At 66.0% G+C, this 14,586-nt stretch carries 16 protein-coding genes; 2 read left to right on the top strand and 14 right to left on the bottom strand.

From position 1 onward, the window contains the following. Positions 1-3: 3 nt before the first annotated feature. Positions 4-1,179: a M24 family metallopeptidase gene (locus RIC54_RS01025; protein WP_350097670.1), complete on the bottom strand. Its 1,176-nt coding sequence runs from the start codon at positions 1,177-1,179 to the stop codon at positions 4-6. A 7-nt stretch (positions 1,180-1,186) separates the two neighbouring features. Continuing rightward, positions 1,187-1,963, bottom strand: a complete 777-nt coding sequence (locus RIC54_RS01030; protein WP_350097668.1) for a LamB/YcsF family protein — start codon at positions 1,961-1,963, stop codon at positions 1,187-1,189. A gap of 80 nt (positions 1,964-2,043) precedes the next feature. Here RIC54_RS01030 and pxpB point away from each other — a divergent pair, with 80 nt between their 5' ends. Then, on the top strand, positions 2,044-2,799 hold the full coding sequence (gene pxpB / locus RIC54_RS01035; protein ID WP_350097666.1) for a 5-oxoprolinase subunit PxpB: 756 nt from the start codon (positions 2,044-2,046) through the stop codon (positions 2,797-2,799). After that, positions 2,796-3,830: a 5-oxoprolinase subunit C family protein gene (locus tag RIC54_RS01040; RefSeq protein WP_350097664.1), complete on the top strand. Its 1,035-nt coding sequence runs from the start codon at positions 2,796-2,798 to the stop codon at positions 3,828-3,830. Before pxpB ends, RIC54_RS01040 begins: the two co-directional genes overlap by 4 nt. A 4-nt stretch (positions 3,831-3,834) precedes the next feature. Here RIC54_RS01040 and RIC54_RS01045 read toward each other — a convergent pair whose 3' ends face one another. From RIC54_RS01045 to RIC54_RS01100, 12 genes are all read right to left on the bottom strand, one after another. Next, the gene (locus tag RIC54_RS01045) at positions 3,835-4,863 is read right to left on the bottom strand and encodes an MBL fold metallo-hydrolase (protein ID WP_350097662.1); all 1,029 of its coding nucleotides are present in this window, start codon (positions 4,861-4,863) and stop codon (positions 3,835-3,837) included. 55 nt (positions 4,864-4,918) lie between these two features. Continuing rightward, a complete protein-coding gene (gene phnE / locus RIC54_RS01050) occupies positions 4,919-5,782 on the bottom strand; it encodes a phosphonate ABC transporter, permease protein PhnE (RefSeq protein WP_350097660.1) in 864 nt (287 codons plus the stop codon). Next, positions 5,779-6,696, bottom strand: a complete 918-nt coding sequence (gene phnE, locus RIC54_RS01055; RefSeq protein ID WP_350150414.1) for a phosphonate ABC transporter, permease protein PhnE — start codon at positions 6,694-6,696, stop codon at positions 5,779-5,781. Before phnE (RIC54_RS01055) ends, phnE (RIC54_RS01050) begins: the two co-directional genes overlap by 4 nt. 70 nt (positions 6,697-6,766) lie before the next feature. After that, positions 6,767-7,705: a phosphonate ABC transporter substrate-binding protein gene (gene phnD / locus RIC54_RS01060; RefSeq protein ID WP_350097655.1), complete on the bottom strand. Its 939-nt coding sequence runs from the start codon at positions 7,703-7,705 to the stop codon at positions 6,767-6,769. Positions 7,706-7,750: 45 nt separating this feature from the next. Then, a complete protein-coding gene (gene phnC, locus RIC54_RS01065) occupies positions 7,751-8,575 on the bottom strand; it encodes a phosphonate ABC transporter ATP-binding protein (protein WP_350097653.1) in 825 nt (274 codons plus the stop codon). A gap of 120 nt (positions 8,576-8,695) precedes the next feature. Next, positions 8,696-9,310 carry a phosphonate metabolism protein/1,5-bisphosphokinase (PRPP-forming) PhnN gene (gene phnN, locus RIC54_RS01070; protein ID WP_350097651.1) on the bottom strand — a complete coding sequence of 205 codons (615 nt, stop codon included), beginning with the start codon at positions 9,308-9,310 and terminating at the stop codon, positions 8,696-8,698. Continuing rightward, on the bottom strand, positions 9,303-9,920 hold the full coding sequence (locus tag RIC54_RS01075) for a DapH/DapD/GlmU-related protein (RefSeq protein WP_350097649.1): 618 nt from the start codon (positions 9,918-9,920) through the stop codon (positions 9,303-9,305). Before RIC54_RS01075 ends, phnN begins: the two co-directional genes overlap by 8 nt. Further along, positions 9,920-11,065, bottom strand: a complete 1,146-nt coding sequence (locus RIC54_RS01080) for an alpha-D-ribose 1-methylphosphonate 5-triphosphate diphosphatase (RefSeq protein WP_350097647.1) — start codon at positions 11,063-11,065, stop codon at positions 9,920-9,922. Before RIC54_RS01080 ends, RIC54_RS01075 begins: the two co-directional genes overlap by 1 nt. Next, a complete protein-coding gene (phnL, locus tag RIC54_RS01085; RefSeq protein WP_350097645.1) occupies positions 11,062-11,778 on the bottom strand; it encodes a phosphonate C-P lyase system protein PhnL in 717 nt (238 codons plus the stop codon). Before phnL ends, RIC54_RS01080 begins: the two co-directional genes overlap by 4 nt. 4 nt (positions 11,779-11,782) lie before the next feature. Next, positions 11,783-12,568 (bottom strand): phosphonate C-P lyase system protein PhnK, encoded by a 786-nt coding sequence (phnK, locus tag RIC54_RS01090; protein WP_350097643.1) that lies wholly within the window; start codon positions 12,566-12,568, stop codon positions 11,783-11,785. Then, complete coding sequence (locus RIC54_RS01095) at positions 12,565-13,479, bottom strand: alpha-D-ribose 1-methylphosphonate 5-phosphate C-P-lyase PhnJ (protein ID WP_350097641.1); 915 nt, start codon at positions 13,477-13,479, stop codon at positions 12,565-12,567. The genes phnK and RIC54_RS01095 overlap by 4 nt, the downstream gene beginning before the upstream one ends. 8 nt (positions 13,480-13,487) lie before the next feature. Further along, on the bottom strand, positions 13,488-14,585 hold the full coding sequence (locus tag RIC54_RS01100; protein WP_350097639.1) for a carbon-phosphorus lyase complex subunit: 1,098 nt from the start codon (positions 14,583-14,585) through the stop codon (positions 13,488-13,490). Position 14,586 lies beyond the last annotated feature (1 nt).

Genomic DNA, 14,586 nt, shown 5'->3' on the forward strand with positions numbered 1-14,586 from the left:
GCATCAGTCCTTGATCACCAGCGGGCGTGGAAAGTCGCAGAAGCACTCCGACCCGGTCTCGGTGATCAGGAAGCATTCCGAGATCTCGATTCCGCAGTCGTCCAGCATCAGGCCCGGGATCATGTGGAAGGTCATGTTCGGCTGGATGACGGTCCGGTCGCCGGCGCGCAAGCTCATGGTGTGCTCGCCCCAGTCGGGGGGATAGTTCAGCCCGACCGAGTAGCCGATGCGGCTGTCCTTGATGAAACCGGACTTCGCCAACTCGCGTCTCCAAGCCTGCTCGACCTCCTCGCAGGTCGCGCCCGGTTTGGCGGCTTCAAGGGCGGCGGCAATGCCGTCGCAGATCACCGCACTGGCATCGGCCAGTTTCTGCGGCGGCCGGCCGAGCGAGACGGTACGGGCCATCGGGCAGTGGTAGCGTCGTCGGGTTCCGGCCAGTTCCAGGATGGTCGCTTCGCCGGTCTTGAACACATCGTCGGACCACGTCAGGTGCGGGGTCGACGCGCCGATCCCGGTCGGCAGCATCGGCACGATCGCCGGGTAGTCGCCGCCGGTTCCCCCGGCACCGCGGATCTGGGCGTCATAGATCGCCGCCACGGCGTCGCATTGTCGGGTTCCGGCGGTCACATGCTCGATGCCGACGGCCATGGTGTGTTCGACGATCCGGGCCGCCTCGCGGATGTAGGCGATCTCGGCAGGTGACTTGATGCTTCGGCACCAGTTCACGAGGTTGTTGGCGTTGGCAATCCGGCAGTTCGGCAGCGCGGCCTTCAGGTGCTCGTAGGCCATCGGCGAGAAGTAGTAGCTGTCCATCTCCAAGCCGATTGAACCGGCGGCGATGCCGCGGCGCGCCATCTCCTCGGCGACCCAGTCCATCGGGTGGCGGTCGGGCTGCTGCACGTAATGGTCCGGGTAGCCGAGGATATTGCCGTGGTCGAGATAGGTTGTGACCTTGCCGGCGTTGGCGTCCATGCCGCGCACGATCAGCACCGGTTCGTCGAGCGTCTGTGCCACCAGCAGGCATTGCGGTGTGTAGAACGACCAGCCGTCGTACCCGGTCAGCCAGCCCATGTTCGAGGGCTCGGTGACGACAAGAACATCGATTCCAGCCGCGACCATGCGGGACTTGGCGGCGGTGACTCGAGCCTGATACTCGGCCTTCGCGAACGCTGGTTTCATGAGATCCTCAAGTCAGCGTGAGTTCGGGGAGCGGAACCACGGACACGCCGGCAGCCTCCAGCCCGCGGCGGACCGCGGTCGAGACCTGGACGGCAGTCCGTCCATCGCCGTGGACGCAGATCGAGTGCACCTGGGCCGGGACGTGTTTGCCGCTGGTCGACACGACTTCCTGATGCTCGATCATGTGCAGCACGCGCGCAACCGCTTCGTCGGGGTCGTGCACCATCGCGTTGGGACGGCTGCGCGGCGTCAGGTCGCCCTCGTCTGTATAGGTTCGGTCGGCGAACACCTCCGACGCGTAGGGCAGGCCGGTCTTCCGAGCCGCGGTGATCAACTCGGAGCCGGTCGGGACCAGGAAGATCAGGCTGGGGTCGAGTGCCTTGATCCCACGGGCGATGGCCATCGCCAGATCGAGGTCGAGCGCGGCCATGTTGTTCAGCGCACCGTGGATCTTCACGTGCGTGACGGCCATGCCATTGGCGGCGGCGATGCCCTGCAGAGCGCCGATCTGATAGATCACCATGCGTTCGACGTCGCCGGCGGGCATGGAGATCATGCGCCGGCCGAAGCCCCAGAGGTCGTTGAAGCCCGGATGAGCGCCGATCGAGACGCCCTTGGCCCTGGCCTGCTTGCACACCCGGTCCATGACGTTCGGATCACCGGCGTGGAACCCGCAGGCGACGTTGGCCGAGGTTATGATGTCGAGAAGGGCGGTATCGTTGCCGATGTCGTAGGCGCCGAAGCCTTCGCCCATGTCCGCGTTGAGATTGACCTTGCGTGCCATGCGTCACTCAGCCTAGGGATCGTGGAGCCGAAGCCGCGTCGCGGCCGGGTCAGTTAACACCCAACCAACGGCCGAGGTCCATGACCGAGACCACCACTGCACCGCACGTGCTCCCCCGCTTCCTGTCAGCCGGTGACACAGCGTTCGTGGTCGAGTTCGGCGAGACGGTCGACCCGGTGGTGAATCGCCGGGTAATGCAACTTGGCGAGGCGGCGCGTGCCGCCGGGATCCCCGGACTGGTCGATCTTGTTCCGACCTTCCGGTCGCTTCTGATTCATTACGACCCACTGGTCACGTCGCGCGCAACGGTCGAGGCAAGCCTGCGCGGGTTGTTGAGCGACAGTGATTCAGAGGTGCGGGAAGGGCGTCTTTGGGAGTTCCCGACGCTGTACGGCAACGAGTTCGGACCGGACCTCGAGGAGGTCGCCAAGCGCACCGGATTGACGCCGGAGCGGGTGGTCGAACTGCATGCCGGCACCGAGTACAAGGTCTACATGATGGGCTTCATGCCGGGGCTGGCATATCTCGGCATCATCCCGAAGGAGCTGGAACTGCCGCGCCGCTCAGAACCGCGGGTTCGTGTGCCCGCGGGCTCGGTCTCGATCGCCATCAACCTGACCAACGTCTACTCCGATGAATCGCCGGGTGGCTGGCACCTGTTGGGCCGGACGCCGGTGCGGCTGTTCGACCTGCACCGTGATCCGCCGATCCTGCTGGCGGCTGGAGACCGAGTGCGCTTCCGATCGGTGGCGAAAGACGTCTACGACGAACTCGCCGAACGGGTCAGGACCGGGGACACGTCATTCCATCCGGTCGAAGCGGGAGCAATGGCATGAGTGTGTTGCGGGTCGTTTCGGCCGGGTTCGCCCCGACACTTCAGGATTTCGGCCGACCGCAGGTGCAGAACCTGGGTGTGCCGCCCTCCGGTGCCCTCGACGCTACCGCCCTCAGGATCGCCAATGCGCTGGTCGGCAACCCGTCCGACACCGCGACGATCGAACTGCGAGTGATGGGACCGACCCTGGAGGTCGCGTCCGACGCGGTGCGGGTTGCATTGGTTGGGACCTCCGCGGCCCTCGAGATCCTGGGCGAGCGCCGGGTGGAGGCGCCGCCGCACCAGTCGATCCGGCTGACGCGCGGGCGGCGGTTCCGGATCGGTGGTCTGTCGGACACCGGTGTGGCGTATCTGGCCATTGAAGGCGGCTTTGCGATTGAACCGGTCTACGACAGCCTGTCGACATACGTTCGCGCCCGCATCGGCGGGGTGGAGGGCAGGGCTTTGCGCGACGGCGATGCGCTGCCCCTACGTCTCGAGCAGGCGGAAGAGCGTGCGGAACGCCGCTGCGCGGATCAGTCCTGGCGACGCGAGAACGGACCGATCCGGGTGATCCCGGGACCCCAGGACGATTATTTTACGACCGACAGCCTGGAGGCGTTCTTCAGCGGCGAGTACACGGTGACGCGCGAGGCCGATCGCATGGGTATGCGCCTGGACGGGCCGATTCTCCAGCATTCGCGCGGTCATGACATCGTGTCCGACGGCATCGTGACCGGCGCAATCCAGGTTCCCGGCAACGGTCGGCCGATCGTCCTGCTGGCGGACCACCAGACCACCGGTGGATATCCAAAGCTCGGTGCGGTCATCTCGGCCGACGTGCCGCGCCTCGGCCGCATGAAGCCGGGCGACGCCTTGCGGTTCGCCGCAGTCTCCGTCGAGCAGGCCGAAGCGGCCCGGCGCGCGCTGGAGGATCGAACCGCCCGGGTGATCGAGCGGTTCGGCTCAGCGGAACCCTGGCTGGACGAGGACGCGCTGTACGGCCGAAATCTGGTCAGCGGGATCGTCGGGTCGACCGAATCCGTCCTCTGACCGGCTACGTCGCGAGGTAGCGCCAGGCACCATCGTCGTCCAGCCGGCGGCTGACCCGCCCCTGATCGATCAGGAAGTTCAGGTGCGCCAGTGACTCACCAACCGCAAAACGGGTTTGGTGAGGATCCATCTTACGCTGGAACATGGCGTTCATGACGTCGATGGCGGTCGACGGAGTCTGGCAGACCCGGGCCGCCAGATCGAGACGTTGGTCGTGATGCATCGAAAGATCGACCGCGCGGGGTTTCAGCCCACGGAACGGCCGGTCGTGCGACGGCAGCACCAGGGTGTCGTCGGCGATCGGGTCGAGGGAATCGAGGAACCGCAGATAGTCCTGCAGCGGATTGCCGTCCGGCTCGTTCCACCACACCGAGATGTTCGGCGAGATCCGCGGCAGCAGGAAGTCGCCGCCGAGCATCAGTCCGGCTTCGGGGCAGTACAGGCAGGCGTGCTCCGGCGAATGGCCGGATGCGATCACGACCACCCAACGCCGGCCGCCGATCTCCAGTACGGTGTCCGGCGCCAGCCGGTTGAAGGTCAGAGGGATCGGCGACACCATCCGGCGGTACGAGTTGCCGAGCGCCCGCATGTCCGAAACCTCGGCGTCGCCGAGACCGGTGCGGCGGTAGAACCCGACGATTCCGTCCAGCAGTTCCTCGGTGTCGTCGAGCCGGATCGCCCGGGCCGAGAGCCACTCCGACCGGGTCATCCACAGCTGTGCCGGGGTGCGCTCCAGCAGCCAGCCGGCACTGCCCATGTGGTCCGGATGGTAGTGGGTGACGACGATCTGGGTGATTGGCCGGCCGTCGAGCTGGCTCTCCAGGATGCTGGTCCAGAGATCGCGGGTCCGGTCGTCGGCGATTCCGCAGTCGACCAGCACCCAGCCGTCACCGTCGTCGATCAGGTACAGGTTCACATGGTTGAGGGCGAAGGGCAGGGGCATTCGCACCCAGCGCACGCCGTCTGCCACCGTCATCGCCGTGCCCGGCTCCGGCAGCGCGTCTCCAAAGACGTAGTCGATCGGTTTGCTCATGGCCGGCGACCTTAACGGGTTCGATCGCCGGTGCAAGCCTCCGCGAAACGCCGCTTCAAAGCTCCCGCTTGCCGATCAGGTTCATGCGGATCCACTTCGAGATCATGTCGATGATCCCCACCGTGATCAGGATGAGCAGGATGATGAAGCAGGCTTGGTCCCAGTACTGAACCTTCATGCGTTCCGACAATTGCATGCCGATTCCACCGGCCCCGACGATGCCGAGGATGGTCGCCGATCGGGTGTTGCTTTCGAACCAGTACAGCGACGTCGACAGGAACACCGGCAGGACCTGTGGCAGGTAGCCGAACCGGTAAACCTTCAGCGCGCTGGCCCCGGTCGACCGCACGCCCTCGATCGGACGCTGATCTACGTTCTCGACGGCTTCCGAGTACAGCTTGGATAGGGTTCCGGTGTCGCTGACCATGATCGACAGCACGCCGGCCAATGGACCCAATCCCACGGCCCGGACGAACACCAGGGCCCAGATCAGGGTGTCGACGCCACGCAGCAGGTCCAGGAATCGGCGCACCAGATGGTGGATGATCCGGTTTGAGACCACATTCCGGGCGGCAACGAAGCCCAGCACCATCGCCAGCAGCGTCGCCACGAAGGTGCCGAGGAACGCCATCCCCAAGGTCTCGGCCAGCCCCTGGAAGATGCCGGCGTAATCCCAGGTCTCCATGTCCTTCCAGATGACCATCGAGCGGATCACCACCCACATCTTGTCGAGGCCGCCGAACAGCCGCGCGAAGGTGATCTCGAACACCCAGCAGCACAGTGCGAGATAGCCGAAGACGCCCACGACGACGGTTCGCTGCATCCACAGGCGCCGCACGTCATGCTTAAGAGCATCCGGGAAGCGGGCCCGCAAGGACGAAATCTCGGCTTCGGACAGGGAAGCGACGGTCGTGCTCATGCCAGTTGCTCCCAGCCGATGAAGCGGTGGCGGATGCGGGCGGACAGGAGGTCGACGCAGGTCACCGTGGCGACGATCAGCAGCACCAGCGCGCTGACCTCCTCGTAGAAGTTGAAGTTGATGACGTAGTATAGTTCCTGGCCGATGCCCCCGGCGCCGACGAAACCGATGATCGACGATGCCCGGATGTTGATCTCGAAGCGCAGCAGGGCGTAGCTGACGAAGTTCGGCAAGACCTGCGGCACCACGCCGTAGCGAATCTCGTCGAACCAGGACCCGCCTGAAGCGCGGATGCCATCCATCGGCTTATGGTCGACGTTCTCGTTGACCTCCGAGAACAGCTTGCCGAGGGCCCCGGTAGAGTGGATGGCGATGGCGGCGACGCCCGCCAGTGGCCCGATTCCGACCGCCCATACGAACATGATCGCGAAGATCACCTCGGGGACTGCACGGCAGAACTCCATGACCCGGCGGAAGGCGAAGTAGATCAAGCTGTTGGGCATCAGGTTGCGGCTGGCCGCGAAGCACAGCACGAAGCCGCCGACGGTCCCCAGCAGCGTCGCGAACAGCGCCATGTTCACGGTCTCGAGCAGCAGCTGCAGGTATTTCGGCAGGTTGAAGTACCAGTAAGCGATCGAGCCTTCGGTCCTGGTGCCGGAGAACAGGTGCTCGGCGCTCAACACCGGCAGGATGTCGTAGAGGTAGTCCCCCACCTTCGGCGCCCCGGCCGCCAGTCGGTCCGGGAAGAAGTTGCTGATGTAGATCGAACCGGCCAGCGCCGCCAGGAACAGCGCGCCGTAGAGGAGGGTCGCGTGCCGCCGGACGCGCCGCAGCTCGGCCCGATGGCGCTCGAATTGGTCCACCGGCGAGATGGCTGCGCCACCGTCGGCGGTCGCCATTGTCTGGCTGCTCACGCGATCCTCCGGGTGTATGTCGGGAAGAATGGCGACGGGTCGGCAGGGCGCCTTGCCGCCGCCGTTCGGATCAGCCGCGGCGTGCCTTTAGAAGCTCGCGACGCATATCGATGATGGTCTTGTAGAACTGGTGGTTGATCGGCTGGAACGAATTGAACTCGCCGCCGGCGATAGCCTCCGCGCACTGCCGGTTCTCCACCGGCATGTTCACCAGGATGCCGCGGACCAGGTCCTTGAGCTCCTGAGGGACGTCCTTGCGGATCACCCGCGGGCCGTTGGTGATCAGCTCGGACTTCCAGACGACCCGGATGTCGCTCATGTCGAGGGCACCCTTGTCGACCATTTTGCGCAGGTTGCCGCGAGAGTAGCCTTCCGCGTACTCGCCGACACCGGAGGTCCAGGTGACGCCGGCGTCGTACTGCTTGTTCAGCACTGCGACCACAGCCTGCTCATGGCCGCCGCCGAAGCCGGTCTGCGAGAAGAACGTCTTCGGGTCGTAGCCTTGGGCCTTGAGCTCATGGGCCGGGACCAGGTAGCCGGAGGTCGAGTTGGGATCGGCGAAGGCGAGGGTCTTGCCCTTGAGGTCGCCGAGCGTCTTGTAGGGACTGTCGGCGCGGACATAGAGCACCGAGTAGTAACCCAGGGACCCGTCGATCTGCTCGGTGGTGACGAGCGGCTCGACCGCTTCCGGGTCCTGGATGTGTATGCCAGCGTAGGCTGCCGAGCCGAGGCCGGCATACTCCAGGTTCTTGGAGATCAGCCCCTGCATCACGCCGGCGTAGTCGGAGGCCGGATAGAGCTCGACCGGTATCCCGAGACGGGTCTCGAGCAGCTCCTTGAAGCAGGTGTTGTCCTTCAGCCGGTCGGCCTCGTTCTCACCGCCGAGGATGCCGACGCGGAACACCGGGACGTGCTTGCGCCAGTCATCGGCCGCCTGGGCGACCGAGGTGAGGGCGGCGAGAGTCGCGAGGCCGGCGAGTGCGACGCCCAGAGTGCGACGTGCGATCATCGAGAAGTACTCCCTGAAAAGAAGGCGAGGGGGACTGCGGCGCGCTCAGGCGACCGCAAGGCGAGACGGAACGGCCGCCCCCGTGGCCGGTCCGATCGATGTGGACGTGACGCTTTCGGCCAGCGCTTCGTCGATGCCGTCGACCCCGTAGATCGCGCGTGCCGCGTCGACCGTCAGCTCGGACGGAGACCCGTCGAACACCACGGCCCCCTTGAACATGCCGACGATGCGGTCGCAGTAGGCGCGGGCGGTGTCGAGGGTATGCAGGTTGCAGACCACCGTGATGCCTTCCTCACGGTTGATCGTGCGCAGCGCGTCCATGACGATGGTGGCGTTGCGCGGATCGAGGGAGGCGATCGGTTCGTCGGCCAGCAGGATTTTCGGCTCCTGCATCAAGGCTCGGGCAATGGCAACGCGCTGCTGTTGGCCGCCGGACAGGGTGTCGGCCCGCTGCAAGGCGGTCTGGGCCATGTCCAGCCGGTCGAGCGCACGGATCGCGAAGGCGCGCTCCGCCGGTGTGAAGCGCTTCAGCATGGAGGCAACGAAGCCATGGTAGTTCAGCCGGCCGAGCAGGACGTTGGTCATCACGTCGAGCCGGTTCACCAGGTTGAACTGCTGGAAGATCATGGCGCAGTGGGCGCGCCACGCCATGAGCGGGCGGCCCTTCAGCGCAGAGACATCCGTTCCATCGAACAGGATCTGCCCGCCAGTCGGCTCGGCCAGCCGGTTGATCAGACGCAGCAGTGTCGACTTGCCAGCGCCGGACCGGCCGATGACGCCGACCATCTGGCCATCGGGGATCGTCAGCGATACCCGATCGACGGCAGCCACGGCGCCGAAGCGCTTCTCAAGGTTTGTGATCTCAAGCATCGGCACGTCCCGCATGCTGGGCGCGCGACTGAATATGGGCCGGCTCGGAGGGCCGGTGGTCGCACGCGTTTTGCTGTGCGGTGGGTACCCGGATTTGGCAACGCGACGGTGACGGTGCGGTTAAATTTCGGCGTCCGAAGCGTTGCGGTTTGATGACTCGGCCTGCGGATGTGCCGGCGCGCGAACCGCCTCCACGAAACGCAGGGCGGCATCGTCAATCGCGCCGTCGTTGACGACCGTCACCACGTCGGGTCCTTCGACGATGAAGGCGCCGGCACGGCCGACCCGGCGTTCAATCTCCTCGGGATCCTCGCGGCCGCGCGCCGAAAGGCGTTGGCGCAGCACGGCGGCCGGCACGTTCAGGCTCAGCACGCGAACCGGTCCGTAGTGTCGGCGTGCCTCATCCAACACGCCGCGCGAGACGTTCACCACGACGCGCCGACCCGCGGCGAGGTCTGCGGTGACGGCTATCGGGACACCATACCCGAGCCCATGCGCCTCCCAGGCCAAGGCATAGGCGCCGGCGGCTCTGCGCGCCCGGAACGTCTGGACATCGATCGGAACATGATCTTCGCCGCCGGCGTCGGCGGGGCGGGTGATCTCGCGGCGGGGAAACACCACGGACTGATCATCTGCCAGTGCCCGGTGTGCCGCGTCGATGAGGGTGTCCTTGCCGACGCCCGACGGTCCGACCACCAGGACCAGAAGGCCGCGCGGCGTCTCGCGGTCAGGCATATCGGACAGCGAACGCGTCGGCGTCGAGCGAGCGGAAATCCGCCATCCGCTCGCGCAGCATGTCGTGGGTCCAGTCCCACCAGGCGATTGCCATCAGCTTGGCTTCGGTCGCCTCCGACACCCGGCGCCGGATCGGCTTGGCCGGAACACCGGCGACGATCGTGTAGGGCTCGACGTCCTTGGTGACGACAGCACCGGCACCGATGATCGCGCCTGTGCCGACAGTCACACCCGGCATGACAAGGGCACCGTGGCCGATCCAGACGTCGTGGCCGATGACTACCGGGGTCGATCGGCGCCAGTCGAAGAAGGCGTCGTCGCGCTCGCCGAGATCGTAGTCGTCGGACCGATACATGAAATGGTGCAGGCAGGCCCTCCAGTGCGGATGGTTGCCGGGATTGATGCGGGTATGCGCCGCGATGTTCGCGAACTTTCCGATGGATGCGTAGATGATCTGGCTGTCGCTGACCACGTAGCTGTAGTCGCCCATGGTCGTTTCAACCACCGAGGTGCGGGCGCCGACTTCGGTCCAGGCGCCGAATGTCGATCCGACCACATGGGCTTCCGGATGGATCCACGGGCCGTCGGGCGACAGCTTCTTGCCGGCCATCACAGCACCTGCCGGCCTTCGCGCCAGGTACGGCGCACCACCGGCACGCCGTCGTCCAGCCGTTTGACCCGGATCAGGTCGGCCCGGGTGCCGGCAGCGATCCGGCCGCGGTCGTCCAGGCCAATCATGTCGGCCGGGTTGCGGGTTACGGTCGCGATTGCGCCGGGGAGGGTCATGCCGTGCCGCTCGTGCAGCATGAGGGCGCCGTGCAGCAGGCTTGAGGGGACGTAGTCCGAGGACAGTGCGTCGAGCACTCCGGCTTCTGCCAGATCACCGGCCGAGACGTTGCCGGAGTGCGACCCGCCACGCACCACGTTCGGGCCGCCCATGATCGTCGTCAGGCCCTTGGCGTGGGCGGCGTGCGCCGCGGCCATGGTCGTCGGGAATTCGCTGATGGTCAGGCCAAGTTCGGCTGCCTCGTCGATATGCTCCTGGGTTGCATCGTCATGGCTGGCAATGGTGTGTCCTGCACTTAGCGCCATCTCGACCAGGGTGCGGCGGTGCCGGTCGGAGTAGAGCTCCTGCGCGGCCTTGCGGTCGACGATCATGCGTTCGAATTCCGCATCGCTCATCGCGTGCTTGCCCTGATAGTAGACCCTGAGCTTGTCGAGATTGACGAACTGCCGCTGCCCCGGCGTGTGGTCCATCAGCGAGACCAGCCGGACCAGCGGGTCGTCCTTGAACGGCTCGAACAGCCGCAGCACGTCCTTGTGCGCCACCTCGCAGCGCATGTGCAGATGATGGTCGGCGCGTAGCAGGTCGGCCTCGCGGAAGCTGCGGATCGCCTCCGCCGATTCCCGGACGATCCGGTCGCGAATGTCTTCAGTGAGCGTCCCGCCGACGGCGATCGCATCAAGCACGGTGGTGATGCCGGCGGCCGCCACCTGGGCGTCGTGCGCCAGCAGCGCCGATGAGGTCGGCCAGTTTACCTTTGGGCGCGGCTGGATGTGTCGTTCCAGATTGTCGGTGTGCAGCTCTATCAACCCCGGCATCAGGTAGTCGCCGTCGAGATCCTCGGCTCCGGCTACCGCGGTGCTGCCCGAGTCGAAAGAAGCAATCCGGCCAACTGAGACCCGCACGGTGCCGTGCACCACCTCGTCGGCCAACACCAGGCGGGCGTTGCTCAGGATCATCTCTGCGGTCATGCGGCCTGCCTTTTGGCGGAGAGGTCATAGGAGCGGGTACCGACGGCGGCACGCACCTCGGCATCGTGGAAGATGCCGACGATCGCGGCACCGGCTTCGTGCGCTTCAGTGATCAGGTCGGTCACCGTCCGGCGGTTATCGACGTCGAGCGAGGCGGTCGGTTCATCCAGCAGCAGGATCGGATAGTCCTGCACGAAGGTCATGGCAATGTTCACGCGCTGCTGTTCGCCGCCGGAGAATGTTGCCGGAGGCAGGCGCCACAGCGCTTCCGGGATGCGCAGCCGGGTGAGCAGGGTGCCGGCGCGTTCCTGTGCCTCGGACGGGTCGACGCCACGGGTGGTCAACGGCTCGGTCACAAGATCGATCGTCGGCACCCGCGGGATCACCCGCAGGAACTGGCTGACATACCCCAGGGTTCGGCGGCGCACCTCCAGGACCTCGTAGGGCTCGGCTGCGCACAGATCGACCACCCGATCCTCATGGCGGACCAGCACCGACCCGGACTGCGGCTTGTAGTTGGCGTACAGCGAGCGCAGAAGGCTTGATTTCCCTGCGCCGGACGGGCCGGCGAGGATCAGGCATTCACCGCGGCGAACCTCCAGTTCCAGCCCGTCGAACACATCGATCGTCACCCCGCCCTGATTGTGCAGGACGAAGGACTTGGCGAGCCGTTCAGCCCGCAGCATCACGTCGGCGTCGAGTGTCGGGGTCATCGCATCACACCGGCAGGATCGAGGAAACAAGGAGCTGGGTGTACGGGTGCTGGGGGTCGTCCAGCACCTGGTCGGTCAGGCCGTGCTCAACCACCTGCCCGCCTTTCATCACCATCAGCCGGTGCGACAGCAGCCGCACCACGCCGAGGTCGTGGGTCACCACGATGCAGGCGATGCCGAGCGACCTGACCAGCCCGCGGATCAGGTCGAGCAGCCGGGCCTGGACCGACACATCAAGGCCGCTGGTCGGCTCGTCCATGAACACCAGCCGCGGCTTGGTGACGAGATTGCGTGCAATCTGCAGGCGCTGCTGCATGCCGCCGGAGAACGTGCCGGGCATGTCGTCGATCCGGCCCATGTCCATCTCGACCCGCTCCAGCCAATCGACGGCTTCGGAGCGAATGTGACCGTAATGCCGGTCGCCGATCGCCATCAGCCGTTCGCCGACGTTGGCACCGGCGGATACCTTCATGCGCAGCCCGTCGCGGGCGTTCTGGTAGACGATGCCCCAGTCGGTGCGCATCAGCAGCCGTCGCCGCGCCTCCGACATGCCGTAGACGTCGACCGGCCCGAGATCGCGGGTCCGATAGGAGACCGATCCGTCGGTCGGTTGCAACTGGCCTGACACGCATTTCAGCAGGGTGGTCTTGCCTGACCCGGACTCACCGACGATTCCGAGGACTTCGCCCGGGTGCAGATCGAACGACACGTCTCGGCAGCCCAGTTGACGGCCGTAGTGGTGCGTCAGGTCGCGGACCTGCAGCAGCGGGTCGCGAACGCTGCCGGTCATTTCGGACCTCCATCGCCCTGGTGGCCGGCTTCCCTGCGTTCGCGGCAATAGTCGCTGTCGGAGCAGACGTACATCTTGGTTCCCTTGTCATCGACGATGACCTCGTCGAGATAGCTGTCCTCCGCCCCGCACAGCGAGCAGTCCTCCTCCCACGTCTCGATCTCGAAGGGATGGTCCTCGAAGTCGAGCGACTTGACGTCGGTGTAGGGCGGAACGGCGTAGATCCGCTTCTCGCGGCCGGCGCCGAACAGCTGCAGAGCGGGCATCCGATCCATCTTCGGGTTGTCGAACTTCGGGATCGGGCTCGGCGCCATGACGTAGCGGCCGTTCACCCGGACCGGATAGTTGTAGGATCTGGTGATGCGGCCGAACTTGGCGATGTCCTCGTACAGGCTGACATGCATCACCCCGTACTCTTCCAGGGCATGCATCTTTCGGGTCTCGGCTTCGCGCGGCTCCAACTGGCGCAGCGGCTCCGGGATCGGCACCTGGTAGACCAGGATCTGGTTTTCGGTCAGCGGCACTTCCGGTATCCGGTGCCGGGTCTGGATGACGGTAGCGTCGACCGTCCGGTCGGTAGTGGCGACCCCGGCGGTCTTTGCGAAGAACCGCCGGATGCTGACCGCGTTGGTGGTGTCGTCGGCCCCTTGGTCGATCACCTTCAGGACATCGTCGGGCCCGATGACGGCGGCGGTCACCTGGATGCCGCCGGTACCCCAGCCATACGGCAGTGGCATCTCGCGGGAGCCGAACGGCACCTGATACCCAGGAATGGCGACGGCTTTCAGCAGCGCCCGGCGGATCATCCGCTTGGTCTGCTCGTCCAGGTAGGCGAAGTTGTAGCCGGCGAGCCGGACGGGCGCCGCCGAGGTGGCGACGCTTGCGTTCGGGTGCGGGATCACGCTGGTCATCGGGGTCCTCACTCTGCGGCGTCGGCGATAGCGCGGGCCGCCTCGGCCTTACGGCGCAGCGCCCGAACCGTGACCAGTTCGGCCTGGAAGTCGACGTAATGCGGCAGCTTCAGGTGCTGGACAAAGCCCGAGGCCTCGACGTTATCGGAGTGCGCCATGACGAACTCCTCGTCCTGGGCCGGGGCTTCGGTGGCCTCGCCGAAATCGCGGGCCCGAAGGGCGCGATCGACCAGTGCCATCCCCATTGCCTTGCGTTCGCAGTGCCCGAAGGTCAGGCCGTAGCCGCGGGTGAACTGCGGCGGCACCTGGGCCGACCCCTTGAACTGGTTGACCATCTCGCACTCGGTGACGGTGATTTCGCCAATCTCGATCGGAAAGCCGAGTTCCTCAGGCGCAAACTCGACCGCTACTTCGCCGACCCGGATCTCTCCGGCGAACGGATGGTTGTTGCCGTAGCCGCGCTGCGTCGAATAGCCGAGCGCAAGCAGCCAACCTTCATCGCCGCGGGCGAGGTTCTGCAGCCGGGCCGCCCGGTCGGCCGGATAGCGCGGCGACTCGCGCGTCAGGTCGAACACCGGCTGACTGTCGTCGTCCGGCTCCTCGCGCTCGATCAGCCCCTCGTGGTCGAGGATGTCGGCGACATGCTGCATTCCCGCTTCCACGCCTTCAGGCGCTATTTCGGCAACCGGCCGCTCATCGCCTGCGGCCAGGGCGAAGTCGAGAAGCCGATGGGTGTAGTCGAAACTGGCGCCGAGCAACTGCCCGCCCGGCAGGTCCTTGTAGGTGGCGGAGATGCGACGGCGGACTGCCATCCTGGCGGTGTCGATCGGCTCGCCGACCCCGAAACGCGGCAGGGTCGTGCGGTAGGCGCGCAGCAGGAAGATCGCCTCGACCAGATCACCGCGGGCCTGCTTGATCGCAAGCGCCGCCAGCTCCGGATCGTAAAGCGAGCCCTCGGTCATCACCCGGTCGACGGCCAGGGACATCTGCTCGCGGATCTGCTCGAGCGACAGCTCCGGCACCCGGGGATCGCCCCGGCGCTCTTCGTCCAGAAGCTTCTGGGAATTCTCGATGGCCCGGTCGCCACCTTTGACGGCAACATACATG

The sequence above is a fragment of the Thalassobaculum sp. genome (assembly GCF_040219215.1).
Lineage (GTDB): Bacteria > Pseudomonadota > Alphaproteobacteria > Thalassobaculales > Thalassobaculaceae > Thalassobaculum_A.